The 26,596-nt window shown below is 70.8% G+C and carries 25 protein-coding genes; 9 read left to right on the top strand and 16 right to left on the bottom strand.

Annotated features, from left to right (window positions below; genetic code table 11):
* The first annotated feature begins 29 nt into the window (after positions 1-29).
* On the top strand, positions 30-596 hold the full coding sequence (locus tag ACQEWB_RS43075; protein ID WP_432841173.1) for a dihydrofolate reductase family protein: 567 nt from the start codon (positions 30-32) through the stop codon (positions 594-596).
* 19 nt (positions 597-615) lie between these two features.
* Here the strand turns inward: ACQEWB_RS43075 and ACQEWB_RS43070 are convergent, their stop codons facing one another.
* Positions 616-951 (bottom strand): DUF2218 domain-containing protein, encoded by a 336-nt coding sequence (locus ACQEWB_RS43070; RefSeq protein ID WP_432841171.1) that lies wholly within the window; start codon positions 949-951, stop codon positions 616-618.
* Positions 952-1,043: 92 nt separating this feature from the next.
* A complete protein-coding gene (locus ACQEWB_RS43065; RefSeq protein WP_432841169.1) occupies positions 1,044-1,862 on the bottom strand; it encodes a hypothetical protein in 819 nt (272 codons plus the stop codon).
* Between the two features lie 215 nt (positions 1,863-2,077).
* On the opposite strand from ACQEWB_RS43065, the gene ACQEWB_RS43060 reads away from it, so the two are divergent.
* Complete coding sequence (locus ACQEWB_RS43060; protein WP_432841167.1) at positions 2,078-4,051, top strand: hypothetical protein; 1,974 nt, start codon at positions 2,078-2,080, stop codon at positions 4,049-4,051.
* On the opposite strand, the gene ACQEWB_RS43055 is transcribed toward ACQEWB_RS43060, so the two are convergent.
* From ACQEWB_RS43055 to ACQEWB_RS42995, 13 genes are all read right to left on the bottom strand, one after another.
* Positions 4,021-5,004: an aldo/keto reductase gene (locus ACQEWB_RS43055; protein WP_432841165.1), complete on the bottom strand. Its 984-nt coding sequence runs from the start codon at positions 5,002-5,004 to the stop codon at positions 4,021-4,023. The genes ACQEWB_RS43060 and ACQEWB_RS43055 overlap by 31 nt on opposite strands.
* Before the next feature lie 72 nt (positions 5,005-5,076).
* Positions 5,077-5,742 carry an NUDIX domain-containing protein gene (locus tag ACQEWB_RS43050; RefSeq protein ID WP_432841163.1) on the bottom strand — a complete coding sequence of 222 codons (666 nt, stop codon included), beginning with the start codon at positions 5,740-5,742 and terminating at the stop codon, positions 5,077-5,079.
* 57 nt (positions 5,743-5,799) lie between these two features.
* Positions 5,800-7,248 carry an alpha-amylase family glycosyl hydrolase gene (locus tag ACQEWB_RS43045; protein WP_432841161.1) on the bottom strand — a complete coding sequence of 483 codons (1,449 nt, stop codon included), beginning with the start codon at positions 7,246-7,248 and terminating at the stop codon, positions 5,800-5,802.
* On the bottom strand, positions 7,245-9,998 hold the full coding sequence (locus ACQEWB_RS43040; RefSeq protein ID WP_432844317.1) for an MGH1-like glycoside hydrolase domain-containing protein: 2,754 nt from the start codon (positions 9,996-9,998) through the stop codon (positions 7,245-7,247). The genes ACQEWB_RS43045 and ACQEWB_RS43040 overlap by 4 nt, the downstream gene beginning before the upstream one ends.
* 86 nt (positions 9,999-10,084) lie before the next feature.
* Positions 10,085-11,380, bottom strand: coding sequence for an ammonium transporter (locus ACQEWB_RS43035; protein WP_432841159.1), 1,296 nt, complete (start codon positions 11,378-11,380; stop codon positions 10,085-10,087).
* A 102-nt stretch (positions 11,381-11,482) separates the two neighbouring features.
* Positions 11,483-12,088, bottom strand: coding sequence for a helix-turn-helix domain-containing protein (locus tag ACQEWB_RS43030; RefSeq protein WP_432841157.1), 606 nt, complete (start codon positions 12,086-12,088; stop codon positions 11,483-11,485).
* Positions 12,089-12,097: 9 nt separating this feature from the next.
* Positions 12,098-13,183 carry an FAD-dependent oxidoreductase gene (locus ACQEWB_RS43025; protein ID WP_432841155.1) on the bottom strand — a complete coding sequence of 362 codons (1,086 nt, stop codon included), beginning with the start codon at positions 13,181-13,183 and terminating at the stop codon, positions 12,098-12,100.
* Complete coding sequence (locus ACQEWB_RS43020) at positions 13,180-14,499, bottom strand: FMN-binding glutamate synthase family protein (RefSeq protein ID WP_432841153.1); 1,320 nt, start codon at positions 14,497-14,499, stop codon at positions 13,180-13,182. The genes ACQEWB_RS43025 and ACQEWB_RS43020 overlap by 4 nt, the downstream gene beginning before the upstream one ends.
* Before the next feature lie 16 nt (positions 14,500-14,515).
* A complete protein-coding gene (locus ACQEWB_RS43015) occupies positions 14,516-15,190 on the bottom strand; it encodes a glutamate synthase (protein WP_432841151.1) in 675 nt (224 codons plus the stop codon).
* On the bottom strand, positions 15,178-16,044 hold the full coding sequence (locus ACQEWB_RS43010) for a class II glutamine amidotransferase (protein ID WP_432841149.1): 867 nt from the start codon (positions 16,042-16,044) through the stop codon (positions 15,178-15,180). Before ACQEWB_RS43010 ends, ACQEWB_RS43015 begins: the two co-directional genes overlap by 13 nt.
* 11 nt (positions 16,045-16,055) lie before the next feature.
* Positions 16,056-17,363 carry a type III glutamate--ammonia ligase gene (glnT, locus tag ACQEWB_RS43005; protein ID WP_432841147.1) on the bottom strand — a complete coding sequence of 436 codons (1,308 nt, stop codon included), beginning with the start codon at positions 17,361-17,363 and terminating at the stop codon, positions 16,056-16,058.
* Positions 17,364-17,519: 156 nt separating this feature from the next.
* Positions 17,520-18,938 (bottom strand): purine-cytosine permease family protein, encoded by a 1,419-nt coding sequence (locus tag ACQEWB_RS43000; RefSeq protein ID WP_432841145.1) that lies wholly within the window; start codon positions 18,936-18,938, stop codon positions 17,520-17,522.
* 25 nt (positions 18,939-18,963) lie between these two features.
* On the bottom strand, positions 18,964-19,902 hold the full coding sequence (locus ACQEWB_RS42995) for a flavin reductase (RefSeq protein ID WP_432841143.1): 939 nt from the start codon (positions 19,900-19,902) through the stop codon (positions 18,964-18,966).
* Positions 19,903-20,082: 180 nt separating this feature from the next.
* Between ACQEWB_RS42995 and ACQEWB_RS42990 the strand changes: the two genes are divergently transcribed.
* The 6 genes from ACQEWB_RS42990 to ACQEWB_RS42965 all read left to right on the top strand — a co-directional run bounded on the left by ACQEWB_RS42990 (position 20,083) and on the right by ACQEWB_RS42965 (position 25,492).
* Positions 20,083-21,237 (top strand): LLM class flavin-dependent oxidoreductase, encoded by a 1,155-nt coding sequence (locus tag ACQEWB_RS42990; protein ID WP_432841141.1) that lies wholly within the window; start codon positions 20,083-20,085, stop codon positions 21,235-21,237.
* On the top strand, positions 21,234-21,848 hold the full coding sequence (locus tag ACQEWB_RS42985) for an amino acid synthesis family protein (RefSeq protein ID WP_432841139.1): 615 nt from the start codon (positions 21,234-21,236) through the stop codon (positions 21,846-21,848). Before ACQEWB_RS42990 ends, ACQEWB_RS42985 begins: the two co-directional genes overlap by 4 nt.
* Entirely contained in the window at positions 21,845-22,396 is a 552-nt protein-coding gene (locus tag ACQEWB_RS42980; protein ID WP_432841137.1) for an amino acid synthesis family protein, read from the top strand. The genes ACQEWB_RS42985 and ACQEWB_RS42980 overlap by 4 nt, the downstream gene beginning before the upstream one ends.
* Entirely contained in the window at positions 22,393-23,151 is a 759-nt protein-coding gene (locus ACQEWB_RS42975; protein ID WP_432841135.1) for an alpha/beta fold hydrolase, read from the top strand. The genes ACQEWB_RS42980 and ACQEWB_RS42975 overlap by 4 nt, the downstream gene beginning before the upstream one ends.
* Positions 23,152-23,234: 83 nt before the next feature.
* A complete protein-coding gene (locus tag ACQEWB_RS42970) occupies positions 23,235-24,722 on the top strand; it encodes an aldehyde dehydrogenase (protein WP_432841133.1) in 1,488 nt (495 codons plus the stop codon).
* Between the two features lie 74 nt (positions 24,723-24,796).
* A complete protein-coding gene (locus tag ACQEWB_RS42965; RefSeq protein ID WP_432841131.1) occupies positions 24,797-25,492 on the top strand; it encodes a GntR family transcriptional regulator in 696 nt (231 codons plus the stop codon).
* Positions 25,493-25,511: 19 nt separating this feature from the next.
* Here ACQEWB_RS42965 and ACQEWB_RS42960 read toward each other — a convergent pair whose 3' ends face one another.
* Positions 25,512-26,006, bottom strand: a complete 495-nt coding sequence (locus ACQEWB_RS42960; RefSeq protein ID WP_432841129.1) for a PaaI family thioesterase — start codon at positions 26,004-26,006, stop codon at positions 25,512-25,514.
* Between the two features lie 108 nt (positions 26,007-26,114).
* Here ACQEWB_RS42960 and ACQEWB_RS42955 point away from each other — a divergent pair, with 108 nt between their 5' ends.
* The gene (locus ACQEWB_RS42955) at positions 26,115-26,588 is read left to right on the top strand and encodes a winged helix-turn-helix transcriptional regulator (RefSeq protein ID WP_432841127.1); all 474 of its coding nucleotides are present in this window, start codon (positions 26,115-26,117) and stop codon (positions 26,586-26,588) included.
* The last annotated feature ends 8 nt before the right edge of the window (positions 26,589-26,596 follow it).

Here is a 26,596-nt window from a genome sequence, read left to right as displayed (position 1 = left end):
GCATCGAACGATTCGAGAGGACCACGGCCATGAGCGTCATCGTCATCGAGTTCATCACCCTGGACGGGATCGTCACCGACCCGGACGGCTCCTCGGGTACGCCGGGCGGCGGCTGGGCGTTCCGGCACGGGCGGGAGGAGGTCGCCGGGGACAAGTTCCGGCTCGGGGCCACCCTCGACGAGGGGGTGCTGCTGCTGGGCCGCAGCACGTGGGAGCTGTTCTCGCGGCTGTGGCCGATGCGGGACGATCCCTTCGCCGCGCGCATGAACGCCGTACCGAAGCTGGTCGCCACACGCACCCTCACCGACGTCGCGGCCTGGGGCAACTCGCGGGTCCTGGACGGCGAGCTGGTGGACGCGGTCAAGCGGGAGCGGCGGGATGTCGTCGTCTCCGGCAGCGTGAGCGTCGTGCACGCCCTGACGGCCGAGGACCTGGTGGACGAGTACCGGCTGCTGACCTTCCCCACCGTCGTCGGCACCGGCACCCGGCTCTTCCCGGCCGGCGGCCCGCCCGTGCACCTGGAGTGCCGGTCGGCCGAGCGGACCGGGGCGGCGGTACTCGCGAGCTACGGGCGGGCGGCGCGGGGCGGGATCTGAAGCCGGGCCGGGCCCGAGGTCAGGCGGGGTCCTCGTCCGGCTTGCGCTGGACCGTGCCGGGTTCGCCGGTGTCGCGGTGCCATTCGACGACGAGTTCGTCCTTGGTGCCGAAGCGGACCAGGTGGCGGCCCACGACGTCCTCCAGCAGGTCGAGGTTGCCGGCCTCCGTGTCGACCGACAGCAGCAGGGCGCCGTCGGTCGCGGTGAGCGAGCCGGTGCCGTTCTGGAAGACGATGCTGCCCTCGCCCTTCTCCTCGTCCCAGCTGGTCTGGCTGCGCCGGCCCAGGTGGGAGGCGAGTTGCTTGGCGTAGCGGTGCGGTCGGTCGGTGGAGACGCGGGCTTCGGAGCGGGCCATGGGCACTCCCGGGGTGCGGTGGGCGGGACTTACTCGATGGTGCCGTAGGGACGGACCCTGTGCGCGCGTCCTTCGCCTTCGCGCCCCGCAAGTTATGGATGCGGTCCGATGCCCCGCAGGGCCTGCGCGCGCCACAGCTGGGGGCTCGGGGGCTCCGGCAGCGGGGTGACCGCGCGCAGGTCCGGCAGCGCGGGCTGCCGGGTGGCCGGCCACCAGCGGACGCGGCCGTGCAGCAGGCCCAGGACGATCGCGGCGGCGACCGCGATCAGGTGCTCGCGGCCGGCCAGGTTGGGGACGGCGATCGACTCCCAGACCATCGAGCCGCCGGTGAGCGCGAAGACGACGGGGGCGCGGCGGACGACCGAGATGTAGGTGAAGAGGCCCACGACCGCGGCGGACGGGCCGGTGTCGAGGACCTGGCCGATCTCGGGCGGCAGGCCCACGCCGTGCCGGCCGGGACCGATCGCGAGCATCACCCGCACGGTGAGAGTGCCGGCCAGGGTGGTGGCGTAGGAGATGGCGAGGGTGCGGGCCCGGCCCAGCGTGAGTTCGGCCAGCGCGAACGCCAGGAAGAGCTGGGTGATGCCCGCCCACACCGGCAGGTCCAGGGCGGGCACGTACAGCGAGACCGGGGTGCGCAGCAGGGCCAGCCACAGCGGCAGGTCGGCGTAGACCCCGCCGAGCAGCCGTACGGCCACCGCGCCGCTCGGGTGCTGGGCGATCGCGTGGAAGAAGATGACGCCGAAGGCGGCCAGGAACGCCAGGAACAGCGCGGACGGGCCGCGTCGGCGCAGTTGCCGCACCGGTTCGACGATGATGCCGTACCACTCGCCGCGCAGTGTGCGCCCGACGAACAGCAGCAGCCGCCACAGCACCTCACGCGGCCCCGTGCGCCGCTGTTCGTGAAACAAGGTTCCCCCGTCGGTCGCCCACTGCCCCACCGCCCTTGGCCGGGTACGGTGCGGCTCGCCCCCATTTGTGAGACGACCGCACAGCACAAAGCGTTCACCAACCGAAGGTGAATTCTCAGCTTCCGACAGGTGTACAACCATTCCCGAGCAGCTTGTGTCTCACTGGCGAACAACGGCACCGCCGCTTGTACTTCTGGGGGGAAGTCTTGTCCGTCATGATCCGTTGGCTCTGTGCTGCCCTGCGCGTGCGTGGCAGGGCCGACCTGCTGCTGGTTCTCCTGTTCGCCGCCGGCTTCGCCGCGCTGCCCGTCTTCGCGCTGCTGCCGTCCCTGTGGGGCTTCGCCGCCGCGTCCGCCGTGAGCTACGTCGCGGACGAGGCCCTGCACGTCCGGGCGCCGCACTTCGTCCGCCGGCTGGCGGCGCTGCAACTGGACCGCACGCTGCGGTTCGCCTTCCGGACGCTGATGCTGCTCGCGCTGGCCCAGCGGCTGGACGCCCCGGACCGGGTGCTGGTCGCCGGACTGGCCGTGTTCGGCGCCCACTTCGCGCTGGTGATGCTGTACTCGGCGGTGCACCACGCGATCCGCCGGCGCCGGCTGCTGCCGGTGGCCGTGCGCAACCTCGACATGAGCGGGGCCGGCATCCCGGCGGCCCCGCCCGCCTACCTGTACCGGCGTTTCCTGCGCAAGCTGCTCCACCTCGACCTGCCCGCCCACGCGGGCCTGGTGGCGGCGCTCGCGGCCGGATCCTGGTATCCGGCGGTCGTGGGATACGCGCTGACGGCCGGCCTGGCCGTGGCGGCCGTACTGGCGCTGCTGGTGCAGTTCCGCAGGGCCCGCCGGATGCCGGGGCGGGACGGGGTGATCGCCGAGGTCAACCGGCAACTGGCCGGGTACCGGCCGGAGGTGGCGCTGTACTTCAGCTTCGCCGCGGTGTCCCGGGACTTCATGTACCAGGTGAACATGTGGATCGAGACGCTGGAGAGCCTCGACCGACGGCCGGTGATCATCCTGCGCGAGCAGGCCTCGTTCCGGTATCTGAGCCGCACCCGGCTCCCGGTCATCTGCGTACCCAGGGCCGACGACCTGGCCGAGCTGGAGCTGCCCGAGGTCCGGGTCGTCCTGTATCCGGGCAACGCCGGAAAGAACGTGCACATGCTGCGCGTCGCCGAGGCCAAGCACGTCTTCATCGGCCACGGCGACAGCGACAAGCTCGCCAGCAGCAACCGGGTCAGCAAGGTGTACGACGAGATCTGGGTCGCCGGACGGGCCGGGCGCGACCGGTACCAGCGGGTGCGGCACGCGATCAGCGACGAGGCGATCGTCGAGGTGGGCCGCCCGCAGCTGTCGTCGATCCGGCTGCACGCCGACCACGTGCCGGGCCCGCTGCCGGTCGTCCTGTACGCGCCGACCTGGGAGGGCTGGAGCGACGACGACTGCCACACCTCGCTGATCCCGATGGGCGTACGCCTGGTCGAGAAGCTGCTGGCCGAGGGTGTACGGGTCCTGTACAAGCCGCATCCGCTCACCGGCCGCCGCTCGGCCGAGGCGGCGGCCGCGGACCGGGCCGTGCGGGAGCTGCTGGCCGCGGCGGAAGCCCCGGCACCGCTCTCCTCTGTGGAGCCGAGGCTCGCGGAGATCCGGGCCCGGCTCGACGAGCTCGCCGGACGGGAGAAGGGCGACCCCGCCGAGCAGACCCGGCTGGCGCGGCCGGCCGACCGCGGGGACGCGGACGAATGGCACGCGCTGGTCGCCGAGTGGCACCGGATCTTCCGGGCGGGTCGGGCTGCCGTCCGGCACCACGTCATCGAGGGTCAACTGCCCACGCTGTACGAGTGCTTCGACCAGGCGGACATGCTCATCAGTGACGTCTCGTCGGTGGTCGCCGACTTCGTCGCGAGCCTCAAGCCGTACGTGCTGACCAACGCGCACGGCCTGTCCGACGAGGAGTTCCGGGCCGCATACACCACCGCGGGCGGCGCGTATCTGGTCGACCGGGAGTGCGCGCGGCTGCCGGAGATCCTGCGGTCGGTGCGCGAGCCGCGGCACGATCCGATGGCCGAGCACCGCCGCGCCCTCAAGGAGTACGTGCTGGGTCCGGACCACCCCACCTCCATGGAGCGGTTCAACGCGGCGGTCAACTCGCTGGCCTGCGAGGGTCAGTTGGCCGAGTCGAGCCGGGCCCGCTGATCCGCCGTCAGTTCCAGGTCGATCCCGGCGAGGTTCTCCTCCAACTGGGCCACCGAGGAGGCGCCGGCCAGCGGGATGATCGGCAGTTCGCCGCCCGACTGCCAGGCCAGGACGACCTGGTTGACGGTCGCGCCGGTCTCCCGCGCCACCTCGTGCAGTACGGCGAGGCGGGGCGGGGTGCCGGGGTGGTCGAAGTCCGCGGGCAGCCGGTCCGGGTCGGTGTAGGCGCCCTTGAGCAGCGGTGAGTAGGCGACCAGGGTCAGGGCGGGCTCGGCGCGCAGATAGCCGAGCAGTTCGGGCCCCGCGTGGCCGAGGCTGCCGTCGGGGAACATGGCGTCGGGCACGTCGAGGCGGGGCCGCAGGTGGCTGTGGGCGTACTGGAGCACCTCGTAGCCGGGCAGTCCGGCGGCGGCCGCGATCGTGCGGGCCCGCTCGACCCGCCAGATGGCCTGGTTGCTCACGCCGAGGAGGCCGACGGTGCCCTCGGCGACGAGCTCGGCGAAACCCTCGACGGTCTCGCGCTGGGGGACGGTGGGGTCGTCGATGTGGGCGTAGAGGAGGTCCAGCCTGTCGACGCCGAGGCGTTCGCGGCTGCGTTCGGCGGACTCACGGATGACCTTGGCGGAGAGGCCCTCGGGGTTGTCGATGTAGCCGGTGCCGGGGGCGAGGGGGCGGGCGCCGAGCTTGGTGGCGATGAAGATCTCGTCGCCGATGCCGCGGCTGCGCCGCCAGCGGCCGAGGAGTTCCTCGCTCTGGCCGCCCTGGCCGCCGTCCTCCCAGAAGGCGTAGTTGTCGGACGTGTCGATGAAGTTGCCGCCGGCCTCGACGTACCGGTCGAGGATGGCGAAGGAGGTCTCCTCGTCGGTGCGGGAGCCGAACAGCATGGCGCCGAGGGCGAGCACGCTGACCTCGCGGCGGTGTTCCGGGGTGGTTCCGATGGTGCGGTACTTCATGGGTGTCCCTCCCGTTCGCGCCCGGGTTTTCCGGGCACGAACGGGAGTCTTCATCCTGAAGCGCGCTCCAAGTCAACCCCTCGCGAAGGGTCCCTCCAGGGCGGCCCACTGGAGCAGCATGATGGTCTTGGCGTCGTTGATCTCCCCGGTCCGGACCATCTCCAGGGCCCGGCGGAAGGGCAGTTCGACGATCTCGATGTCCTCGCCCTCCTCGTCCAGGCCGCCGCCCTCGTGGGTGCGGGTCGAGGGCCCGTAGGCGGCGGCGTAGAAGCTGACCCGTTCGGTGACGGAGCCGGGGCTCATGTAGACGTCGAAGACGTGGTGGACCTCGCCGATGGTGTGCCCGGTCTCCTCCACCACCTCGCGCCGCACGGCGAGTTCGGGGTGCTCGTCATCGTCGTCGAGGAGTCCGCCGGGCGTCTCGATCAGCATGCCGTCGGGGTGGCCGTTGACGTAGACCGGGTAGCGGAACTGGCGGGTGAGCAGCACGGTTGCGCGTTCGGCGTCGTAGAGGAGCATGGTCGCGCCGTTGCCGCGGTCGTGCGTCTCGCGCTGCTGGGTGGACCAGGTGCCGTCGGCCTGCTGGAGGTCGAAGGTGGTGGCGCGCTCCACGTACCAGTGGCTGGAGAGGAGCTTCACCTCCCGCACCTTCACTCGGGGGTTGCCGGTCAGGTCGAGGCCGGTGCGGTCCAGGCCGGTGCGGCCGCGGCGGTCCGGGGTGTCGGCGCCGGCGGTCATCGGGGGCCGCCGGCCGTCTGTGCGTAGGTCATGGTCGCTGTCTACCACGGCCGTCTTTCAGGTCAGGGTCAGTACGTGGGACTGCCGGGCCGGCAGGTCGACGTAGAGGCCGGGCGTGAGCAGGGTGTCGCCGTCGCGGTCGTACGTCCGGTCGGTGAGCAGGTCGGTGAGGCGGTGGGGGCGTCCGGCGAGGTCGGGCCAGGGCAGCGGGATCTGTCCCTGGGCCGGGGTGTCGGAGTCGTTGACGATCACCACGTGGCGGGTGTCGGTGCCGGTCCAGCTCCAGGCGAGCAGGCCCCGGTGGGTGTCGTTGTCCGGCCAGCCGGAGGTGGCGAGCAGGTGCCAGTCGCCGTCGCGCACGGTGGCGGCGGCCGGGAGCAACTGCTCGTAGAACACGCGGAGTTGTTTGTCGGCAGGTTCCTGGGGGCGGCGGGCGAGGAAGACCGGTGGGCGGACCTTGCGGCCCTCGAACTGGCCTTCGTGCCAGAGGGTGGCGCCGGGCAGGGTGGCGATGGTGACGGCAGCTGCGCACTCCCGGTCGCCGGGGAGGGTGGCGGCGGCGCGGGGTTCGTCGTGGTTCTCCAGGAAGCGGACCAGGCCGCGCTGGTAGGCGAGGTCGGCCCGGAGGTGGGCGCGGGTCGAGTCGGCGTCCTCGTGCAGGAGGCGGTCGTAGAGGCGCTTGTCGTAGCAGTGGTCGAAGCCCTGGTGCTGGAGGGCCCATTCGAGGTCCCAGTAGGCCTCCGCGACGAAGAGGAGGCCGGGGTGGCGTTCGCGGACGCGGGGGATCACGAACGGCCAGAACTCCTCGGCGGGCGGCGGACCCGCCCGGTCGCCCCAGGTCTTGGCGAACACGTCGTTCATCAGCAGCATCGCCATGTCGCAGCGCACGCCGTCGGCCTGGTCGCCGATGGCGACGAGGGTGTCCACGGCCGCGGTGCGCAGGTCGTCGTCGAAGGCGTTGAGCTGGACGACGTCCGGCCAGGGGGCGAAGTACGGGTCGCGGCCGTTGGCGAAGACCCGTCCGCCGACCTCGACGAAGGCCGCCGGTGAGCGTGCCAGGTCGTCCTGGTCGCCCTGGATCAGGCGGTCGGGGTGGTCGGTGAGCCAGGGGTGGTCGGGGGCCACGTGGTTGGGGACGTAGTCGAGGATCAACCGCAGGCCGCGCGCGGCGAGTCGGGCCCGTGCCTCGGCCAGGCCGTCCGGTCCGCCGAGGGTGGCGTCGACCACGTAGTTCCGTACGCAGTACGGCGATCCGGCGATGTCCGCCTCGGTGAGGTCGGGCAGGGCGGCGCGGAAGGAGGCGAGCAACTCCTCGTTGCGCAGGGCGATTTCGAGTCCGGCGGGGCTGCGCTCCCAGACGCCCATCAGCCAGACCGTGTCGATGCCGGGCCGGGCGACCTCGTCCCAGACCTCGCCGGGGATGTCACCGAGGGTCACCCGGCGGCCGTATCGCCCGCTCAACTCCCCCAGCCAGACCAGGGTGTTGATCTCGTAGATCACCGTCATGAGAAGGGCTCCTGCTCATCGACCGTGAAGTGCTCGTCGGCCACCGGCTGCCGGTCGGTGGCGGGCCGCAGCGAGTCCCGGCCGCCGCGATGCCAGTCGTCGGCGCTGATGGTGTGGAACACGGTCGCGGTGGCCGCCACCAGGCCCGTCCAGCCGGTCTGGTGGGAGGCGCCGAGGCCGGCGCCGTTGTCGCCGTGGAAGTACTCGTAGAAGAGGATCAGGTCCTTCCAGTGCGGGTCCTTGGCGAACTTGGGCTGCGCCCCGTGCACCGGGCGGTGGCCGTCCTCCCCGGTCAGGAAGGTGGCGGTGAGCCGGTCGGAGATCTCGCGGGCGACCTCGTAGAGGTTCAGGTGCCGTCCCGAGCCGGTGGGGCACTCCACGGTGAAGTCGGGGCCGTGGTAGCCGTGCAGGTTCAGCAGGGCGCGGATCAGGAGCAGGTTCATCGGGAACCACACCGGGCCGCGCCAGTTGGAGTTGCCGCCGAACATGCCGGAGTCGGACTCGGCGGGCAGATAGCCGACGCCGTACGTCTCGCCGTGCACCTCGAAGGTGTACGGGTGGGCCGCGTGGTGGCGGGAGAGGGAGCGGATGCCGTGCGGGCCGAGGAACTCCTCCTCGTCGAGCATGCGGGCCAGGACGCGGCGCAGCCGGTCCTCGCCGAACAGGGCGAACAGGTAGCGGCCGTCGTGCGTCGGGTCGGCGTTGAGGTGCTGGGTGACGACCGCCTCGACGGCCGGGTGTCGCCTGATGAACTCCCTTGCACCCTCCGCGAGTTCGGGGAAGCTGCGGTCCGCCCGGCCGCCGATCACGCTGGTCGCCGCCAGCGGTATCAGGCCGACCATCGACCGCACCTTGAGCCGGGCCGCGCTGCCGTCGGGCAGCCGCAGGACGTCGTAGAAGAAGCCGTCCTCCTCGTCCCAGAGGCTGGCGTTGTCCTTGCCCATGCGGTTCATCGCGACCGCGATCCACGCGAAGTGCTCGAAGAGCATCTGCGCCTGCTCGATGTACACCGGGTTGTCGACGGCGAGTTCGACGGCGATGTCGAGGAGGTTCTGGCAGTACAGCGCCATCCACGCGGTGCCGTCGGCCTGGTCGATGTGGCCGCCGGTGGGCAGCGGGGCGCTGCGGTCGAAGACGCCGATGTTGTCGAGGCCGAGGAAGCCGCCCTGGAAGACGTTGTTGCCGTCGACGTCCTTGCGGTTGAGCCACCAGGTGAAGTTCTTCGTCAGCTTCTGGAAGGCGTTCTCCAGGAAGGCCCGGTCGGCGTGGCCGGTGCGGTGCTTCTCCAGCTCGTAGACGAAGAGGGTGGCCCAGGCGTGCACGGGCGGGTTGACGTCGCCGAAGTTCCATTCGTACGCCGGGATCTGGCCGTTGGGATGCAGGTACAGGCGGCGCAGCAGCAGCTCCAGCTGGGACTTGGCGAAGCCGATGTCGACCATCGCGAGGGCGATGGTGTGGAAGGCGAGGTCCCAGGCCGCGAACCAGGGGTACTCCCAGGTGTCCGGCATCGACATGATCTCGTCGTTGACCATGTGGTACCAGGCGCTGTTGCGGATGCCGGGGTCGGCGGCGAGGGGGTCGACGCCGTGCTCGGCGAGCCAGCGCTCGACGTCGAGGTGGTAGTACTGCTTGCTCCACAGCATCCCGGCGAGCGCCTGCCGGACGACCCGGCGCTCGTCCTCGCCCATGCCGTCCGGGACGACGGCCTCGAAGAACTCGTCGGCCTCGGTGCGGCGGACGTCCATCGTCGCGCCGAACTCGCCCCAGGGGTCGGCGAGTTCGGTGTCGCTGAGCCTGAGCCGGACGGTCACGCTCTCACCCGCCGGGACGGTCCTGGTGTCGTGCAGGGACGCCTTGGTGCCGGTCTGCGCGGGGTTGACGGCCGCGGTGTCGCCGTGGACCACGCAGCGGTCGATGCCGTCCTTGACGTACGGGGTGGGGTTCGGGCTGCCGAAGATGCGCTCGTTGTCGGTGTCGTTCTCGGTGAAGAGGGCGGGGGCGTCGGTGTCGCAGTACAGCCAGCGCGGGCCGAGTTCCTCGTGGTCGGCGCGGACGGCGTCCGGCGTTTTGGTGAGGCTCGGTACGGCGGTGCCGCCGGCCCAGGACCAGGTGTGCCGGAACCAGAGGGTCGGCAGCAGGTGCAGGGTCGCCGGATCGGGGCCGCGGTTGTGTGCGGTGATCTCGATGAGGAGGTCCTCGGGGCCGGCCTTGGCGTACTCGACGAAGACGTCGAAGTAGCGGTCCTCGTCGAAGATGCCGGTGTCGAGGAGCTCGTACTCGAAGTCGCGTCGGGTGCGGGCCCGGTTGGTGTCCACGAGGTCGGCGTAGGGGAACTCGCCCTGCGGGTACTTGTAGAGGTACTTCATGTAGGAGTGGGTGGGCGTGCAGTCGAGGTGGAAGTAGTACTCCTTGACGTCCTCGCCGTGGTTGCCCTCCTGGTTGGTCAGGCCGAACATCCGCTCCTTGAGGATCGGGTCGCGGCCGTTCCACAGAGCCAGCGAGAAGCAGAGCCGCTGCTTGTCGTCGCTGACGCCGGCGATGCCGTCCTCGCCCCACCGGTAGGCGCGGGAGCGGGCCTGGTCGTGGGTGAAGTACGACCAGGCGTCGCCGTTCGCGCTGTAGTCCTCCCGGACGGTCCCCCACTGGCGTTCGCTGAGGTAGGGGCCCCAGCGCCGCCAGTCCGCCCGGGCCGCGTCGGCTTCCGCGAGCCGTTGCTGTTCGGCGCCCGTCGCACCGCTGTCCGCCACCATCGCCGCCTCCTCGTCGCCGGGCACTGCTCCAGACTCGGACGCCTGCCACGGACCCGCAATGGCTGGGTGGCGGAGGGGCTACTTCCCTATCCGGCGGCGACGGGCGCGGGTGCCGCTTCGGGGCCCGCGGGGTGGGCGAGGTCGTAGGCGCTCTCGGCGTGCAGGTGCACGTCGACGCCGCCCGCCTCGACCTCGGGGCGGACCCGCAGACCCATGGTCCGGTCGAGGACCTTCGCGATGACCCAGGTGACGCCGAACGAGTACAGGAGGACGGCGAAGGCACCCACGGCCTGCTTGCCGAGCAGGCCGAGCCCGCCGCCGTAGAGGAGGCCGTCCACGCCGTTGGGCGCGTCGGCGGTGGCCAGCACGCCCACGAGCAGGGTGCCGGTGATACCGCCGACCAGGTGGATGCCGACGACGTCGAGCGAGTCGTCGTAACCCAGCTTGTACTTCAGGCCGACGGCCAGGGCGCAGACCGCGCCGCCGATCGCGCCGAGGGCGAGGGCGCCCAGCGGGGAGACCGCGCCGCAGGAGGGGGTGATGGCCACCAGGCCGGCGATCGCGCCGGACGCGGCGCCGAGGCTGGTCGCGTGGCCGTCGCGGACCTTCTCCACCACGAGCCAGCCGAGCATCGCGGAGCAGGTGGCGGTGAAGGTGTTCAGTACGACGACGGAGGCCGCGTTGGACGAGGTGAGCGCGGAGCCGCCGTTGAAGCCGAACCAGCCGAACCAGAGCAGGCCGGCGCCGAGCATCACCAGGGGGAGGTTGTGGGGGCGCTCCGCGCCACCCTCCTTCTTCCAGCCGATGCGCTTGCCGAGGACCAGGATGACCGCGAGGGCCGCCGCGCCGGAGTTGATGTGGACGGCCGTACCGCCCGCGAAGTCGATGGCGCCGAGCTTGTTGACGATCCAGCCGCCCACGACACCCTTGCCGTCGAAGGCGAACACCCAGTGGGCGACCGGCAGATAGACCAGGGTCACCCAGATTCCGGTGAAGGTCATCCAGGCGCCGAACTTGATGCGGTCGGAGATCGCGCCGCAGATCAGGGCGGCGGTGAGGGCCGCGAACAGGGCCTGGAAGGCGGCGAAGACGGACAGCGGGATGACCGCCTTGGGGTCGTCCTTCATCACGCCGCTCATACCGAAGAACTCGGTCACGTCACCGAGGATTCCGGCGCCGCCGATCGAGTCGCCGAAGGAGGCGGAGAAGCCGTAGACGACCCAGATGCAGCCGACGAGGGCGACGGAGCCGAAGGTCATCATGATCATGTTGAGGACGCTCTTGGCGGCGACCATGCCGCCGTAGAAGAGGGCGAGGCCCGGCACCATCAGACAGACGAGTGCCGTGCTCGCGAGCATCCAAGCGGTACTTCCGGTGTCCATGCGCACACTCCGAAGAGAGGTCCAACCCAGGGAAACGGTGTTTCACCGCAGTAGACCGAAGGTGCGTTACAGGACACTTCCATGGCCGATTAAGGCCGGGTTTCAGTGGTGCGGGCTGTCCCCGAAGGACGTCACCGTGAGGAAGCGGATGGGGAGTTCGATCAGGGTCTCCGGGCCGTGCGGGGCCTCGCCGTCGAACTGGAGGGCATCGCCCGGGCGCAGGGTGTAGCTGGACTTGCCGTGGCCGTAGACCATCTCGCCCTCCAGCATGTAGATGATCTCGGTGCCGGCGTGCTGGAAGAGCGGGAAGACCTCGCTGGACTCGGTGAGGGTGACCAGGAGGGCGTCCATCCGCTTGTGGGCGCCCCGGAGCGAGCCGAGCTGGGCGTACTCGTGGCCCACCTTGGTGCCGCGCCGCACGATCCGCGCGCCGTGGCCGGCGGGCACGAAGACCGCCTCGCGTTCGTCGTCCATGCCCCGGAAGAGGGCGGTGACCGGGACGTCCAGGCCGCGGGCGAGCCGGGAGAGCGTGGTGAGGCTGCACGCGGTCTGGGCGTTCTCGATCTTCGACAGCATGGCCTTGGAGATGCCGACGCGCTGTGCCATCTCGCCGACCGAGAGCCCGGCCGCCTGCCGGTACTCGCGGGCCCGGACGGCGATGATCCGCTCCAGGGCCTTGTCGTCGTCCGCTGTGTGCTGCTCGGTCACCGACGCATCCTATGCCGGGCGTTTCAGCCGGAAGGGCTCACGGGGCTCGGCGCGGCCGGTGGCGAGGTCTGCGGCCATCGCACCGATGAGGGGGGTGAACTTGGCGCCCTGGCCGGAGCACGGGGAGACGATGACGAGGGGGCCGTGCCGGTCCAGTACGAAGTCGTCGTTCGGGGCGGTGGTGTAGAGGCAGGTCGCCTCCGCGACCGGGGCGGGGTCGAGGCCCGGGAGGCGGTCCCGGACGAAGTCGCTCACGCGGGTGCGCGAGGCCGGGTCGACGCGGCCCGTCCGGGTACTGGCCGTGGTGGGGGTGCCCTCGCCGTGCTCGGCGACCTTGACGGCGGGCAGTGGGCCGCCGTCGCTGCCGGACGGCAGGCCGTACGCCTGGAGGGCCCCCTCCTTGAAGACCAGGGTCGGCCACTGGACGGACGGCTCCCGCTGCCGGAAGTGGAAGACCTGCTGCTGGGTCACCTCCAGCTCTGGCAGCGATACCGGGAGCCCGAGCTCGGGCAGCCAGGCTCCGGCGGCGACCACCACCGTGTCGGCGGTGAGTTCGCGGCCGTCGTCGGTGCGCAGCAGCACCTTCTCGCCGACGTCGAAGCCGGTGACGCGGACGCCGGTCCACGCGTCCGCCCCATGGTCGACGGCCCGCCGCACACACGCCGCGACCGTCCGGTCGGCATCGATCACTCCCGCGTCCGGTTGGTACAGGACCGGTCCGTCGAAGGTGATGTACGGCCAGCGCTCCGACGCGGCCTCGGCGCCCAGGAGTTCACAGGTCACCCCGGCCTCGCCCAGCACTTCGGACAAGCCCTTCGGGTCGCGCCCCGCCCCGAAGTCGAGCCCACCGACCGTACGCAGCAAGGGAGTCGAGCTGTCGTGCTCCAGCTCACGCCACAGCTCGTGGGCCTGCCCGGTCAGGTCGACGTAGAGCTTCTCGCCGTACACCCGCCGGAAGATCCGTGAACTGCCGTGCGAGCTGCCGTGCTTGTGGCCGATCCCGTACGCCTCGATCAGCGTGACCTCGTGGCCCTGACGGGCCAGTTGCCAGGCGGTGGCCGCGCCCATCAGTCCGGCACCCACGACTGCGATCACAGGCCCTCCCCGGGGATCCAGTTGGTGCCCGCGAGGGGGACGCGGGCCATGGCCGCCGACTCGATGGTAAGGGCGACCAGGTCCTCCGGCTCCAGGTGCAGCAGGTGCGCCTTTCCGCAGGCCCGGGCCAGGGTCTGGGCCTCCATGGTCATCACGCGCAGGTAGTTCGCGAGGCGGCGCCCGGCCTCCACCGGGTCGAGGCGGGCGGCGAGTTCCTCGTCCTGGGTGGAGATACCGGCCGGGTCGCGACCGTCCTGGTAGTCGTCGAAGTAGCCCGCCGCGGAGCCCAGTCGGCGGTACTCGGCGTCGTACTTGGGGTGGTTGTCGCCGAGGGCGATCAGCGCCGCCGTGCCGATGGCGACCGCGTCCGCGCCCAGGGCCAGCGCCTTGGCCATGTCGGCGCCGCCGCGGATTCCGCCGGAGACGACCAGCTGGACCTCCCGGTGCACCCCCAACTCCTGGAGCGCCCGCACGGCTTGGGGCAGCGCGGCCAGGGTCGGGATCCCGACGTGCTCGATGAAGACATCCTGGGTGGCGGCCGTACCGCCCTGCATGCCGTCGACGACCACGACATCGGCACCGGCGTGCACGGCCAGCTTCACGTCGTAGTACGTGCGGGTCGCGCCGACCTTCACATAGATCGGCTTCTCCCAGTCCGTGATCTCCCGCAGCTCCAGGATCTTGATGGCGAGGTCGTCGGGGCCGGTCCAGTCGGGGTGGCGGCAGGCGCTGCGCTGGTCGATGCCGACGGGGAGGGTGCGCATGCCGGCGACCCGTTCGGTGATCTTCTGCCCGAGCAGCATGCCCCCGCCGCCGGGCTTGGCGCCCTGGCCGAGGACGACCTCGATGGCGTCGGCCTTGCGCAGGTCGTCGGGGTTCATGCCGTAGCGGGACGGGAGGTACTGGTAGACGAGGTGCTTGGAGTGGCCGCGCTCCTCGGGGGTCATCCCGCCGTCGCCGGTGGTGGTGGAGGTCCCGACCTCGCTGGCACCCCGGCCGAGCGCCTCCTTGGCCTGGGCGGAGAGGGCGCCGAAGCTCATGCCGGCGATGGTGACGGGGGTGGCGAGCCGCAGGGGGTGCTTGGCGTGCCGGGTGCCGAGGACGACGTCGGTGTCGCAGCGCTCGCGGTAACCCTCCAGCGGGTAGCGGGACATGGAGGCGCCGAGCAGCAACAGGTCGTCGAAGTGCGGGAGCCGGCGCTTGGCGCCCCAGCCGCGGATGTCGTAGATGCCGGTCTCGGCGGCGCGCTGGATGGCGTGGATGGTGGCACGGTCGAAGGTCGACGACTCGCGCAGGCCGTGGGATGCGGGTTCCATGGTCTTTACAACTCCCTCAGTACGCAGTCGTGTTGTCGACCTTGAAGTGGTACAGCTCGCGGGCCGAGCCGTAGCGGCGGAAGTCCACCGGGTCCTCGTCCCGCTCGGCCGCCTTCAGCAACTCGGCCAGCTCGGCGAGGTGTTCGGGGCGCATCTCCTTCTCCACGCAGTCCGCGCCGAGGGACTTGACCGTGCCGCGGACGTAGATGCGGGCCTCGTAGAGGGAGTCACCGAGGGCGTCCCCCGCGTCGCCGCACACGACCAGCCGCCCGGCCTGACCCATGAACGCGCTCATGTGGCCGACGTTTCCGCCGACGACGATGTCGACCCCCTTCATGGAGATCCCGCACCGCGCCGACGCGTCGCCGTCGATCACCAACAGGCCCCCGTGGGCGGTCGCGCCGGCCGACTGGGAGGCGTTGCCGCGCACCCGTACCGTGCCGGACATCATGTTCTCGGCGACCCCGGTGCCCGCGTTGCCGTGTACGGTCACCGTGGCGCGCTGGTTCATGCCGGCGCAGTAGTAGCCGACGTGCCCCTCGACGTCCACGGCGAGGTCCTCCCGGATCCCGCAGGCCACGGCGTGCGCCCCGCGCGGGTTGAGGACGCGCCAGGCGGTGGACGTCGGCTGGTGCAGGGCCTGGTTCAGCTCCCGTACCGGCGTCTCGGCAAGGTCGATCAGCGTCGCCATACGTACACCTCTTCCGGCTCGGGTTCGAAGATGCGGGCGTTCTCGATGCCCGGCAGGACGTCCAGCGCCCGGTACTCGGAGGCCATCGCCACCCACTCCCGGGTCTCCGCGACCAGCGCCGGCTTGCAGGCGATGGCGTCCCGGACGACCGCGAAGGAGTCGTTGGTGGACACCAGCAGCGTGTAGAAGCCGTCGAAGCGCTCGCAGAGCAGTCGCAGCGCCTTCTCCAGGTCGGCTCCCTGCGCCAGTTGGTGCGCGATGAAACGCGCGCCGACCTCGGAGTCGTTCTCGCTGTCGAACTCGACGCCCTGGGCGCGCAGTTCGCGGCGGATGGTGGCGTGGTTGGCGAAGGAGCCGTTGTGCACGAGGCACTGACCGGGGCCGACCGAGAAGGGGTGGGCGCCCTCGGGCGTCACGGCCGACTCGGTGGCCATCCGGGTGTGTCCGACGCCCTGCCGGCCGGTGACGGAGGCGAGTCCGAAGGACTCCGCCAACCGCACCGGGTTTCCGGTCCCTTTGAGTACGGCCATGTCGGTGCCGGAGCCGATGACGGTGGCGTGGGGCAGCGCTTCGGCCACCGCGGCGAGCAGGCCGGTGTCCGCGTGGACGACCGTCGTCGCGTCCGCCGCGACCGCCACCGCGCCGGGCAGCGCCGCCTCCGCCTCGGCCGGGGTGACCCCGAGCAGCGAGACGACCTCGCGTCCCGGCGGTGACAGGCGCGGGTCGCCGTAGACCGCGACCCCCGCGGAGTCGGGCCCGCGCTCCACGACCTGTCCGAGCATCGCGGTGAGCAGTTCACCGAGCCGTGGTTCCAGTGAGGGCTCGCGCAGATGCAGCCCCACGATTCCGCACATCCCAAGTCCCTTCAGAATGCGGTCAGATAGCGGTCGAGCTCCCAGGGGCCGACCGTGGCGTGCCAGTCGAAGAACTCCTCGCGTTTGAGGTCGGCGAAGTAGCCGCTCACTCCGGTGCCGACCGCGTCCAGGGCGCCGCTGATCACGTCGTCGGCCTGGAGTGCCTCGACCGCGTGGAGCAGGGTCGGCGGGAGTTCCGGGCCCTTGCCGGCGGCGCCGGGTTCGCCCGGGTCGAGGCCGCGTTCGATGCCGTCGAGACCGGCGGCGAGGGCGGCGGCCGCGGCGAGGTAGGGGTTGGCGGCGCCGTCCCCGCCGCGCAGTTCGATGCGGTTGCCGTCGGGGACGCGGACGAAGTGGGTGCGGTCGTTGCCGCCGTAACTCGCGATACGCGGCGACCAGGTGGCGCCGGAGCGGGTGGAGACGGCGCCGGTGCGCTTGTAGGAGTTGACCGTCGGCGCGATCACGGCCTGTAGCGCACGCGCGTGCTCGACGATCCCGGCGACGAAGGAGTAGGCGAGCGGGGAGAGGCCGAGGCCGCGCTGGTCGGTGGCGTCGGGGAAGGCGGGTTCCGCGCCGCGCCAGAGCGACATGTGCATGTGCATGCCGGTGCCGGTGCGGTCGGTGAACGGCTTCGGCATGAACGTGGCGGTCATGCCGCGCTGTTCGGCGAGGACCGACACCAGGTACCGCATGGTGATGACCCGGTCGGCGGTGGTGAGGGCGTCGGCGTGCTGGAAGTTCTGCTCGAACTGGCCGTTGCCGTCCTCGTGGTCGTTGGCGTAGTTGCCCCAGCCGAGGGAGTTCATGGCGCTGGAGACGGCGGTGAGGTGGTCGTACATCCGGGTCAGCCCGCGGGCGTCGTAACAGGGTTGAGCAGCCGTGTCCTTGGCGTCGGCGACGCGGAGCACACCGTGCTCGTCCCGGTTGACCAGGAAGTACTCGACCTCGGCGCCGACGGAGAGCGAGAGCCCCCGGTCCGCGGCCCGCTCCAGCAGCCGTCGCAGGATCACGCGCGGGGCGTACGGCCAGGGCTCGCCCTCCACGTACGGGTCGCAGTGCACGAGGGCGAGGCCGGGTTTGACGAACGGGAGCGGTGTGTACGAACGGGCGTCCGGCCGGGCGATGACGTCCGGGTCGCTGGGCTGCTGGCCGAGCGCGCCGGCCGCGTACCCGGCGAACCCGACGCCCTCGTCCCGGAGTTCCTCGACGGCCTGGGCCGGTACGAGCTTGGCGCACGGCTTGCCGGTCAGGTCGACGAAGACGGCGAGGACGAACTCGATGCCGTCGGCCCGGACCAGCTCGGCCAGGTCGGTCGTCATGGGGGCCTCCCGAGAGGTGTCCACTGACATGAATCACTGTTGCACACCAGTAGACACGGCATGCGTTACGGGGGGATTTCCGTGCGGGAAGCTCCGGGTAAGCCGAAGGGCCGGACACCAGCGGGCGTCCGGCCCCGACACAACTCTGATGTACCGTCAGGAGACGGCCACCGACGGCTCGTCGGCGGCCCGGTCCGCCGATGACTCTCGTATCCAAAGGGGCTTGAGGCGGTACGTCAGCAGATACAGCACCGCTCCCGCGCCGGCCGCGACGAACATGCTCAGGTCGCCCGCGCCCGGGAAGGCCTTCGAGAACGGTCCGGTGTAGAAGCTGGACTGCCAGAACGGCACCGAGGCGGCCACGCCCCCGGCCCAGGCGACGAAGCCCCAGTCGAGGACCCGGCGCCGGTCGTAGAGCTCGGCGATGCGGGACGGGTCGGAGCGGCCGCCCAGGTAGAAGTCGAGGAGGAGAACGGCAGCGAAGGGGGCGATGAAGTACGCGGTCAGGTTGAGGAAGACCTTGAACTTGGCCTCCGTGCCCGACTCGCCCCACAGGCTGATCGCGTAGGCGAGCAGACAGATGACGGTGACCGCCTGGGAGCGGGAGACCGGGATCTTCAGGGTCTGTACGGAGATGGCGCCGCCGTAGACGTTGAGGAAGTTCTGTGCGAGGGCGGACAGGCCGACGGCGAGCAGGGCGGGGATCGCGAAGGGGCCGGCCAGTTCGTGCAGGGCGGTGATCGAGTCGGAGCTGCTCGCGCTGCCGCCGACGACCACGCCGAGGATGCCCAGCCAGGCGATGGTGACGAAGTTGCCGAGGCCGGTGTACCAGGCGGTGCGGCCGACGATGTCCGGGGTGTCGGGCAGATAGCGGGAGTAGTCCGAGGCGAAGGGCGCCCAGGCCACCAGGAAGGACAGGAACCAGCCGCCGAAGGTGATCCAGCCGCCGGTGGAGCCGATGTATCCGGACGCCTTCGGGTCGGCGTGGAAGAAGCTGCCGCCGCGCACCACCGCGACCACCGTGATCATCAGGAACAGCGGGGTGAGGATGTAGGTCAGCACCTTCTGGAGGTAGTTGATCATGTTGTAGCCGTAGATCGACACCACCAGCTCGATCGCGGTCAGCACGGCACCGCACAGCCAGTACGGCAGATGCGTCAGCTCCGCGAACGCCTTGCCGCCGAGGATGACCGTGACCGCCGCCCAGCCGACGCCGGCGAACACGTTGATGTACGCCACGGGCAGGAAGTTGCCGAAGAAGCCGAGCGGGCCGCGGGCCTGGATCTGCTGCGGCACTCCGAGCCGTACGCCCATCTTGGACATCACGGCCATCAGCACCGAGCCCACGGCCGCGCCGATGACGATGGCGGCGACGGCCGCCCCGAAGCTCAGCCCGAACCAGGCCGCGCTGAAGCCGAGCAGGATGATCGGGAAGTTGAGACCGGCCGCGAACCAGACGAAGAACTGCGAACTCGGCTTGCCGTGACGCTCGTTGTCGGGGATGTGGTCGACACCGAAGGGTTCGACCTTGGTGACCGCGCTGCCGTAGACCGGCGCCGGTGTTCCTTCTGTCATGCGGTGCTCCTGGGGACGGGGAGGGTCACCACGGCAACGGCGCCGTGTGCGAGATGTCGAAGAAGCCGCCGCCGCTGTAGACCAGCGGGGCGAGGTCGTCGTGGCGGGCGGTGACCACCCGGCCGGTGAACACGGTGTGGCTGCCGGCTTCGAGCCGTTCGCCGATCTCCACCTCCAGCTGGGCGCAGGAGCCGTCGATCAGCGGGGCGCCGAAGTCCCCCGGTGTCCAGCTGACCTGCGCGAACTTGTCGTCGCCCTTGGAGGCGAAGGTCTTCGCCACGTCGAGCTGGTCCGCGGCCAGGATGCTGATGCCGAGGTGGCTCGCCCGGTGCAGCGCCGGATGGGTGCTGGAGCTGTGCTGCACGCAGACCAGGACCATCGGCGGGTCGAGCGAGATGCTGGAGAAGGCGTTGACCGCGAGGCCGCGCGGTGTGCCGCCGTCGTCCGTGGTCACCACCGTGACACCGGTGATGAACTTGCGGTGCACCCCGCGCACGAGGTCGGGGTCCACGGCCGCCTGCTTGGCGGTGGTGATGATCCCGAGCGCCTCCAGGAGCTGCCGGGAGTCGAAGGTGACCCACTCCTCGGCGACCGCCGGCCCGTCGAAGCGGGCGAAGGTCGCGCCGGACACCTCGACGGGCCGGCCGGTGGGCGGCACGCCCAGGAAGGCGCCGGTGTGCCGGCCGGTGCTGCGCCAGCGGATCGCCAGCCGGTCGCCGTTCTCGACGATGTCGTCGATCTCGGTGCGCAGGTCGGGGAAGGCCTCGCGCATGGCGCGGATGGAGTCCTTGAGCTGGTCGCGGTCCTGCGCGGTGGACGCGGGCCCGCGGCGGCGGACGTAGGTCGGGCTGAGCAGGTCGTCCAGGGCCTCGACGTGGCCCTGGTCCCAGGCGGCGCGCCACGCGGAGCGGATCCGGGCGGTGCGGTCGGCGGGGCCGGCGGTGCGGTCAAGAGTGTGGGTCATGACGTTTCCCTCAGTCAGCTCTTGTATGGCAGAGGACGGTAGGGAGGGGGTAGGTCGGTGTCAACACCTCGCTCGGAAATGCCTGGTGATTCCTGGAGCGTCGATCAAATACACAGGTCAGACTTGTTTCGATGCGGTTACCCCTTGACGACCCAGATACGGACTCCTAGCCTCACTGCCATGGCACAGAGCGAGAGGGAAGGTCACGGGATGCGGTTCTCGATATTCCACAACCTCGGAGCGCCCGGACGGCTCGGCGAGTACGCCCAAGTCATGGACGAGGCCCGCGAGTTCGCGATCGCGGCGGATCGGGCCGGGTTCTGGTCCACCTGGTACACCGAGCACCACTTCGGCCACGAGGCGATCGAGATCACCCCGAACCCGGTCCTGATGGGCGCGGACATCGCCGCCCGCACGGAGCGCATCCGGATCGGCCAGGCGGCCTCCATCGCCACGTTCTGGCATCCGCTGCGCCTCGCCGAGGACATCGCGATGCTCGACCAGCTCTCCGGCGGCCGGGTCGAGGTCGGCCTCGGCCGCGGTCTGTACGGCCGCGAGGCGCTCAACCTGAACGCGGCGGCCGACCCGCGCGACCAGGAGCAGAACCGGGCGCTGTACGACGAGACGCTGGAGATCCTGCGCAAGGCCTGGAGCGGCGAGTTCTTCTCCCACAAGGGGCGCTTCTACGAGTTCCCGGCCCCCGGCGTGAAGTGGAACCACCCGCTCTCCCCCGCCACGGACGACTACACGACCGCCGGCGTGATCACGAAGATGCAGGTCACGCCCTTCCCGTTGCAGCGCCCTCACCCGCCCCTGTGGCAGGTCATCGACAGCCCGCGCTCCATCGCGGCGGCAGCGGCGGACGGCGTACAGGGCATGTTCTGGCTCCCGCCGGTCTCCGCCCTGAAGGACCGCTTCGAGCTGTACCGCTCCACGGCGAGCCAGGCCCAGGGCCACCCGTACGCGCTCGGCGAGGGCATCGGCCTGGTCCGGGACGTGTACGTCGCCGACACCATGGAGCAGGCCCGCGCCGACTTCGAGGAGGCGCTGATGACGACGTACCGTTGGATCATGCACTGGCGGGGCCTGTCCAACCTCATGGAGGCGGGCGAGGAGCTCACCGACGCGCACGAGCTGTCCTTCGACTTCCTGATGGACCGCAATCTGCTGGTCGGCACGCCCGAGTACGTCGCCGAGAAGATCGCCGAACTGCGCGACGAGGTCGGCCTCGAACACCTCCTCCTGTGGACCACCCACCCGGGCCTGGAGCATCGCAGGGCGATGCGCAGCCTGGAGCTGTTCGCGGAGAAGGTCATGCCGGAGTTCACCGCATGAGCCGCGCTTCCTGCGACATCCGGAAGGTCGTGACCGTCGTCGACGAGGTGCTGCTGGAGCTCGGCCGCCCGGTGGCCACTCCGGTACGCCGGGTCGCGGCGGCCGCGGTCGTCCGCAACCCCTGGGCGGGCCGCGGTTTCGTGGCCGACCTCCAGCCCGAAGTCGAGGCGGTGGCACCGGAGTTGGCACAGATCCTCACCGGTCGGCTGATCGAGACACTGGGCGGCGTCGACCGCGTGGAGGCCTTCGGCAAGGCGGCGGTCGTGGGCCTGAACGGCGAGATCGAGCACGGCGGCGCACTGATCCACACCCCGTACTTCGGCAACGTCCTGCGGGAGTTGACCGAGGGCACGTCGATCATCGTCTTCAGCGACGACCGCCTGCCGGCCGGCGAGCCGCTCACCGTCCCGCTGTGGCACAAGACGGCGGCCGCGACCCGCTCGCACTACCAGACGGTGCAGATCCGGATCCCGGACGCGCCCCGCCCCGACGAGCTCGTCGTGATCGCCGCCGCCTCGTCCGGCCCCCGCCCCAACGCCCGTATCGGAGACCGCCGTACGGACCCCGCCGTACGTCTCGCCGACCTGGAGAAGCTGGAGAGCGCCCGATGAACGTCCGAAAGATCATCACCTTCACGGAGGACATCCACACCGAGGGCGGCCGCCCGGTCGACCCGCCGGCCCGTACGGCGGTGGTCCTCGCCGTGATCGAGAACCCGTGGGCCGGCCGGGACTTCGTCGACGACCTGCTCCCCGGCATCGACGAAGTGGCCCCGAAGCTGGGCGAGTTGCTGGCGCCGCGGGTGGTAGAGGCGCTCGGCGCACCGGTGGAGGCCTATGGCAAGGCGGCGATCGTCGGCCTGGACGGCGAGATCGAGCACGGCTCGGCCCTGATCCACACGCTGAAGTTCGGCGACCACTTCCGCAGGGCGGCCGAGGCGACGACCCTGCTCCCCGCCGTGGAGAAGCGAGCGGCCGCCGGAACGGTCTTCGACATCCCCCTGAAGCACATCACGGACGCGACGATCCGCTCCCACCACCAGACGATCGAGGCCCGTGTCCCGGACGGCCCCCGCGCCGACGAGATCGTCATCGGCCTGGCAGCGGCGGCCCAGGGACGCCCGCAGGCCCGGCTGGCGCCGCTGTCGACGGAACGATGACCGAGGCAGTGTCCCTGGCCCACGAGGTCCACGGCACCGGCCCCGACCTCGTGCTGCTGCACGGGGTGGGGCTGGACCGCAGCATGTGGTCGCGCTGCCTGCCCGCGCTGGCGGAACGACACCGGGTGACTGTCGTCGACCTGCGCGGCCACGGCACCTCGCCGGCCGCGGCGCCCGGGGTGTCCCTGCGGGAACTGGCGGCCGACGTCTCGGCGCTCCTGGAGGGTCCCGCACACCTGGTGGGCTTCTCACTGGGCGCCTTGGTGGCCCAGCAACTCGCCGTCGAGCGGCCCGAGTCGGTGTCTTCACTCACGCTGGTCAGCTCGGTCGCCGGACGATCCCAGGAGGAGCGGACCGCGGTGCTACGACGCCGGGACCGGGCCCGGGACGACTTCGCGGCCTCGGCACACGCGGCCGTCGAGCGCTGGTTCTCCCCGGAATGGCGGGCACGGGAACCCGAGTTGGCGTGGTCGGTCCTCGAGACGCTGCTGGACAACGACCGGACGTCGTACCTGTCCTGCTACGAGATCTTCGCCACGGCCGACGCGGACCTGTGGCCCCACCTGCCGGAGATCAAGGCCCAGACGCTGGTGATGACGGGCGAGGACGACCCGGGTTCGACCCCGGCGATGACCAAGCTTCTGGCGGACCGGATCCCCAACGCCCGAGCTCTGATAGTGCCGGGAACACGCCACCTACTCCCCCTGGAACGCCCCGAGCAGCTGATAGAAGCGGTGCTGAAAGCGCCCCATTAGGGGCGCGGGGCTGTTTCGATATGCGGCTACCGCCGCGTGCGCGCGAGCAACCACACACGACCCGCAGCCGAGGAGCTACCGTCATGACCCCCCTCCCCCGCCACCAGCACTACATAGCCGGCGAATGGACAGCCCCCACCTCCGGCGAGTACTTCGAAAGCGTCAACCCCACCACCGGCCAACCCTGGTACGAGGCAGCAAACGGCTCCGCCGAAGACATAGACCGCGCGGTCAAAGCAGCCCGCACCGCCTTCGAAGACCCCAGCTGGCGCGACCTCAGCCAGACCAGGCGAGGCCGCCTCCTGCGCAACCTCGCCGACCTCATCGGCGAACACGCAGAAGAACTCGCCCGCACCGAGACCCTCGACAACGGCAAACTCCTCCGCGAGATGCGCGCCCAACTCGCGGGCCTCCCCGAGTACTTCCACTACTACGCCGGCCTCGCCGACAAGATCCACGGCGAGGTCATCCCCGGCCCGAGCCGCGACCTCCTCAACTACACCCTCCGTGAACCGGTCGGAGTCGTAGGCGCGATCACCCCCTGGAACTCCCCCCTCCTCCTCACCGCCACCAAACTCGCCCCCGCCCTCGCGGCGGGCAACACCGTGGTGGTCAAGCCGTCCGAACACACCTCGGCCTCCCTCCTCGCCCTCGCCCCCCTCTTCGAAGAGGCCGGCTTCCCCCCAGGCGTCGTCAACGTCGTCACCGGATTCGGCGCAACCGCCGGAGGCCCCCTCACCGAGCACCCCCACGTCGCCAAGGTGACCTTCACCGGCTCCACCGAGACCGGCCGCCGTATCGCCCGGACCTGCGCCGACCGCTTCGTCCGCTGCACCCTCGAACTCGGCGGCAAGTCCCCCAACATCGTCTTCCCGGACGCCGACCTCGCCTCCGCCTCCATGGGTGTGATCGCCGGCATCTTCGCCGCCGCGGGCCAGACCTGCGTGGCGGGCAGCCGCGTACTCGTGCATCAGGACGTCTACGAGGAGGTCCTGGAGCGGGTGACGGCCCGCGCCGCGACCATCCGTATCGGGGACCCGCTGGAGGAGACGACCGAGCTGGGCCCGCTCGCCCTGGCGGACCAGTTGGTGAAGGTCGAGTCGTACGTGGACCTGGGCTTGTCGGAGGGCGGCAAGGTGGTGGTGGGCGGTGCCCGCCCGGACACCGGTCTCGACGGCTTCTTCTACTCCCCCACCGTCTTCACCGGCACGGACAACTCGATGCGCATCTGCCAGGAGGAGATCTTCGGGCCGGTGGCCACGGTCATGCCGTTCGCGTCGGAGGAGGAGGCCCTCGCCATCGCCAACGACTCGGTGTACGGCCTGGCCGCGGGCGTGTGGACCCGGGACGTCAACCGCGTCCACCGTATGGCGGCGCGCCTGGAGGCGGGCACGGTCTGGGCCAACACGTACCGGTCGATGTCGCCGATGTCGCCGCGCTCCGGCTTCGGCAACAGCGGCACGGGCGTCGAGCACGGCACGGAGGTCATCCGGGAGTACACGCGGCTCAAGAGCGTGTGGGTGAACACCAGCGAGGAACCGGTCGGCGACCCGTTCGTCCTGCGGTCATGAGCTGCCTTGCATGGCAGGCGGAGACGCCGGTGAGTGTTGACGCCGGTCGGGCCCGCGCATTACGTTCACGTACCATGCAAGAACCCACGGGACGAGCGCGGAAGCCGCTGGTGCAGACCAGCATGCAGGCCAGGGTCGCCGAAGAGCTGCGCCAGATGATCATCAGCGGCGAGCTGGCGCCGCGTTCCAGCCTGTCCGAGATGGCGCTGTCGGAGACCTTCGGCGTCAGCCGCACCCCCATCCGCGAGGCCCTCAAGCAGTTGCAGATCGAGGGCCTGGTGGAGGTGCGGCCGAGGGTCGGCACCTTCGTCGCCGTACCGTCGCGGCGGGAGATCACCGAGCTGTTCCAGATGAAGGAGCTGCTGGAGGGCGCGGCGGCCCGGCTGCTGGCGTTCCGGGGGAACGTGCCCGAGGTGGAGCGGCTGGCCGACAACATGCGCGAGGCCGACGAGGCGGTGCGGGCCGGGGACGCCGAGCGGTACGCGAAGCTGGTGCACGAGTTCCACGACCTGCTCGTCGTCGGCGCCGACAACTCCAAGCTGGAGGCGCACTACCGCACGCTCATGAACCAGCTGGCGTACGCGCGCCTGGTGCGGACGTCCCTCGCCCAGCCGGGCCGCCTCAGCGAGTCCGACCACGAGCACCACCGCGTCCTCGACCTGATCCTCGCCAAGGACGGCGACGGCGCGGAGCGGGTGATGCGCGAGCATGTCCGCCGTAGCCACCAGGCCCTGATGGCCGGCATGGACGACCGGCGGCAACCGGACTGAGCCGAACGGCAGTCGACCGTCAGGAGGCCGGCACCGGGAACAGCATGCAGCTGCTGGTGGCGTGCGCGAGGAGGCGGTCGGCCGGGTCGAACAGCTTCGCCTCGGCCAATGCCGTACGCCTGCCGCTGTTGAGGACGCTGCCGACGGCGCGGACCTTGCCCGTATCGGCCGTGATCGGGCGCAGGAACTTCACGGTGAGGTCGAGCGAGGTGTAGCCCATGCCCTGCGGCAGGATCGACTGGACCGCGCAGCCGGTCGCCGAGTCGAGCATCGTCGCGTAGATCCCGCCGTGGACGCTGCCGATGGGGTTGTAGTGCTCCTCACCGGGTTCCAGGGAGAACACCGCGTGGCCGTGGTCCACCTCCTGCAGCGCCATGCCCAGGGTGGCGGCGATCGGCGGGGCGGGCAGTCGGCCGGCGACGATCTCCCGGAGGAAGTGCAGGCCGGAGCCCTGCCCGACGGCGGCCGCCGAGATGCCGGGGTCGTCCCACTCGTACGTACGAGACCGTTCCATGCGCCTGCATCACTCCCTGAGGTACTCCCTGGCTATTTTTTACGAAGCTAGCCTTGGACGAAGCTGACTGTCAATGACAAAGCCAGGCCCCTTCCCTACCATGGCGGCATGAAGTGGCTCGAGATGAGCACCGAGAACTGCACGGTCCAGCGCGCCCTCGAACTGGTCGGCGAGAAGTGGACGCTGCTGCTCCTGCGCGACGCCTTCAACGGCGTGCGTCGCTTCGACGACTTCCGCCGCCATGTGGGGCTCTCCGAGGCCGTCCTCGCCGACCGGCTGCGGAAGCTGGTCGCGGCCGGGATCCTGCGGACGGTCCCCTATCAGGAGCACGGCAGCCGGACCCGCTACGAGTACCGCCTCACCCCCAAGGGCCGCGATCTGTGGCCGGTCATCGTGGCGCTGCGGCAGTGGGGGGAGGCGTACGCCGGCGATCCCGAGGGTCCGGTCCTGGACATCCGGCACAGCGACTGCGGCGCACCGGTGCGGGTCGTGGTCGAGTGCGCCGAGGAGCATGCCGCGCTCTCGCCGCGGGAGGTCACGGTGCGGCCGGGGCCTGCGGCGCGGGTGCGGACGCGGGGCTGAGCTGCCTC

Source organism: Streptomyces sp. CA-249302 (genome assembly GCF_050936785.1).
Classification (GTDB): Bacteria; Actinomycetota; Actinomycetes; order Streptomycetales; family Streptomycetaceae; genus Streptomyces.
This window is presented reverse-complemented; position numbering and strand designations above follow the sequence as displayed.

Bases quoted from the DNA above. Each gene is read 5' to 3' on its own strand.
- ACQEWB_RS43035 (WP_432841159.1), bottom strand. From the start codon at position 11,380: ATGGACACCGGAAGTACCGCTTGGATGCTCGCGAGCACGGCACTCGTC.
- ACQEWB_RS42990 (WP_432841141.1), top strand. From the start codon at position 20,083: ATGGCACAGAGCGAGAGGGAAGGTCACGGGATGCGGTTCTCGATATTC.
- ACQEWB_RS42985 (WP_432841139.1), top strand. From the start codon at position 21,234: ATGAGCCGCGCTTCCTGCGACATCCGGAAGGTCGTGACCGTCGTCGAC.
- ACQEWB_RS43070 (WP_432841171.1), bottom strand. From the start codon at position 951: ATGGCCCGCTCCGAAGCCCGCGTCTCCACCGACCGACCGCACCGCTAC.
- ACQEWB_RS43060 (WP_432841167.1), top strand. From the start codon at position 2,078: ATGATCCGTTGGCTCTGTGCTGCCCTGCGCGTGCGTGGCAGGGCCGAC.
- ACQEWB_RS42960 (WP_432841129.1), bottom strand. From the start codon at position 26,006: ATGGAACGGTCTCGTACGTACGAGTGGGACGACCCCGGCATCTCGGCG.
- ACQEWB_RS43015 (WP_432841151.1), bottom strand. From the start codon at position 15,190: ATGGCGACGCTGATCGACCTTGCCGAGACGCCGGTACGGGAGCTGAAC.
- ACQEWB_RS43055 (WP_432841165.1), bottom strand. From the start codon at position 5,004: ATGAAGTACCGCACCATCGGAACCACCCCGGAACACCGCCGCGAGGTC.
- ACQEWB_RS43050 (WP_432841163.1), bottom strand. From the start codon at position 5,742: ATGACCGCCGGCGCCGACACCCCGGACCGCCGCGGCCGCACCGGCCTG.
- ACQEWB_RS43010 (WP_432841149.1), bottom strand. From the start codon at position 16,044: ATGTGCGGAATCGTGGGGCTGCATCTGCGCGAGCCCTCACTGGAACCA.
- ACQEWB_RS42965 (WP_432841131.1), top strand. From the start codon at position 24,797: ATGCAAGAACCCACGGGACGAGCGCGGAAGCCGCTGGTGCAGACCAGC.
- ACQEWB_RS42980 (WP_432841137.1), top strand. From the start codon at position 21,845: ATGAACGTCCGAAAGATCATCACCTTCACGGAGGACATCCACACCGAG.
- ACQEWB_RS42995 (WP_432841143.1), bottom strand. From the start codon at position 19,902: ATGACCCACACTCTTGACCGCACCGCCGGCCCCGCCGACCGCACCGCC.
- ACQEWB_RS42975 (WP_432841135.1), top strand. From the start codon at position 22,393: ATGACCGAGGCAGTGTCCCTGGCCCACGAGGTCCACGGCACCGGCCCC.
- ACQEWB_RS42970 (WP_432841133.1), top strand. From the start codon at position 23,235: ATGACCCCCCTCCCCCGCCACCAGCACTACATAGCCGGCGAATGGACA.
- ACQEWB_RS42955 (WP_432841127.1), top strand. From the start codon at position 26,115: ATGAAGTGGCTCGAGATGAGCACCGAGAACTGCACGGTCCAGCGCGCC.
- ACQEWB_RS43020 (WP_432841153.1), bottom strand. From the start codon at position 14,499: ATGGAACCCGCATCCCACGGCCTGCGCGAGTCGTCGACCTTCGACCGT.
- ACQEWB_RS43075 (WP_432841173.1), top strand. From the start codon at position 30: ATGAGCGTCATCGTCATCGAGTTCATCACCCTGGACGGGATCGTCACC.
- ACQEWB_RS43040 (WP_432844317.1), bottom strand. From the start codon at position 9,998: ATGGTGGCGGACAGCGGTGCGACGGGCGCCGAACAGCAACGGCTCGCG.
- ACQEWB_RS43000 (WP_432841145.1), bottom strand. From the start codon at position 18,938: ATGACAGAAGGAACACCGGCGCCGGTCTACGGCAGCGCGGTCACCAAG.
- glnT (WP_432841147.1), bottom strand. From the start codon at position 17,363: ATGACGACCGACCTGGCCGAGCTGGTCCGGGCCGACGGCATCGAGTTC.
- ACQEWB_RS43045 (WP_432841161.1), bottom strand. From the start codon at position 7,248: ATGACGGTGATCTACGAGATCAACACCCTGGTCTGGCTGGGGGAGTTG.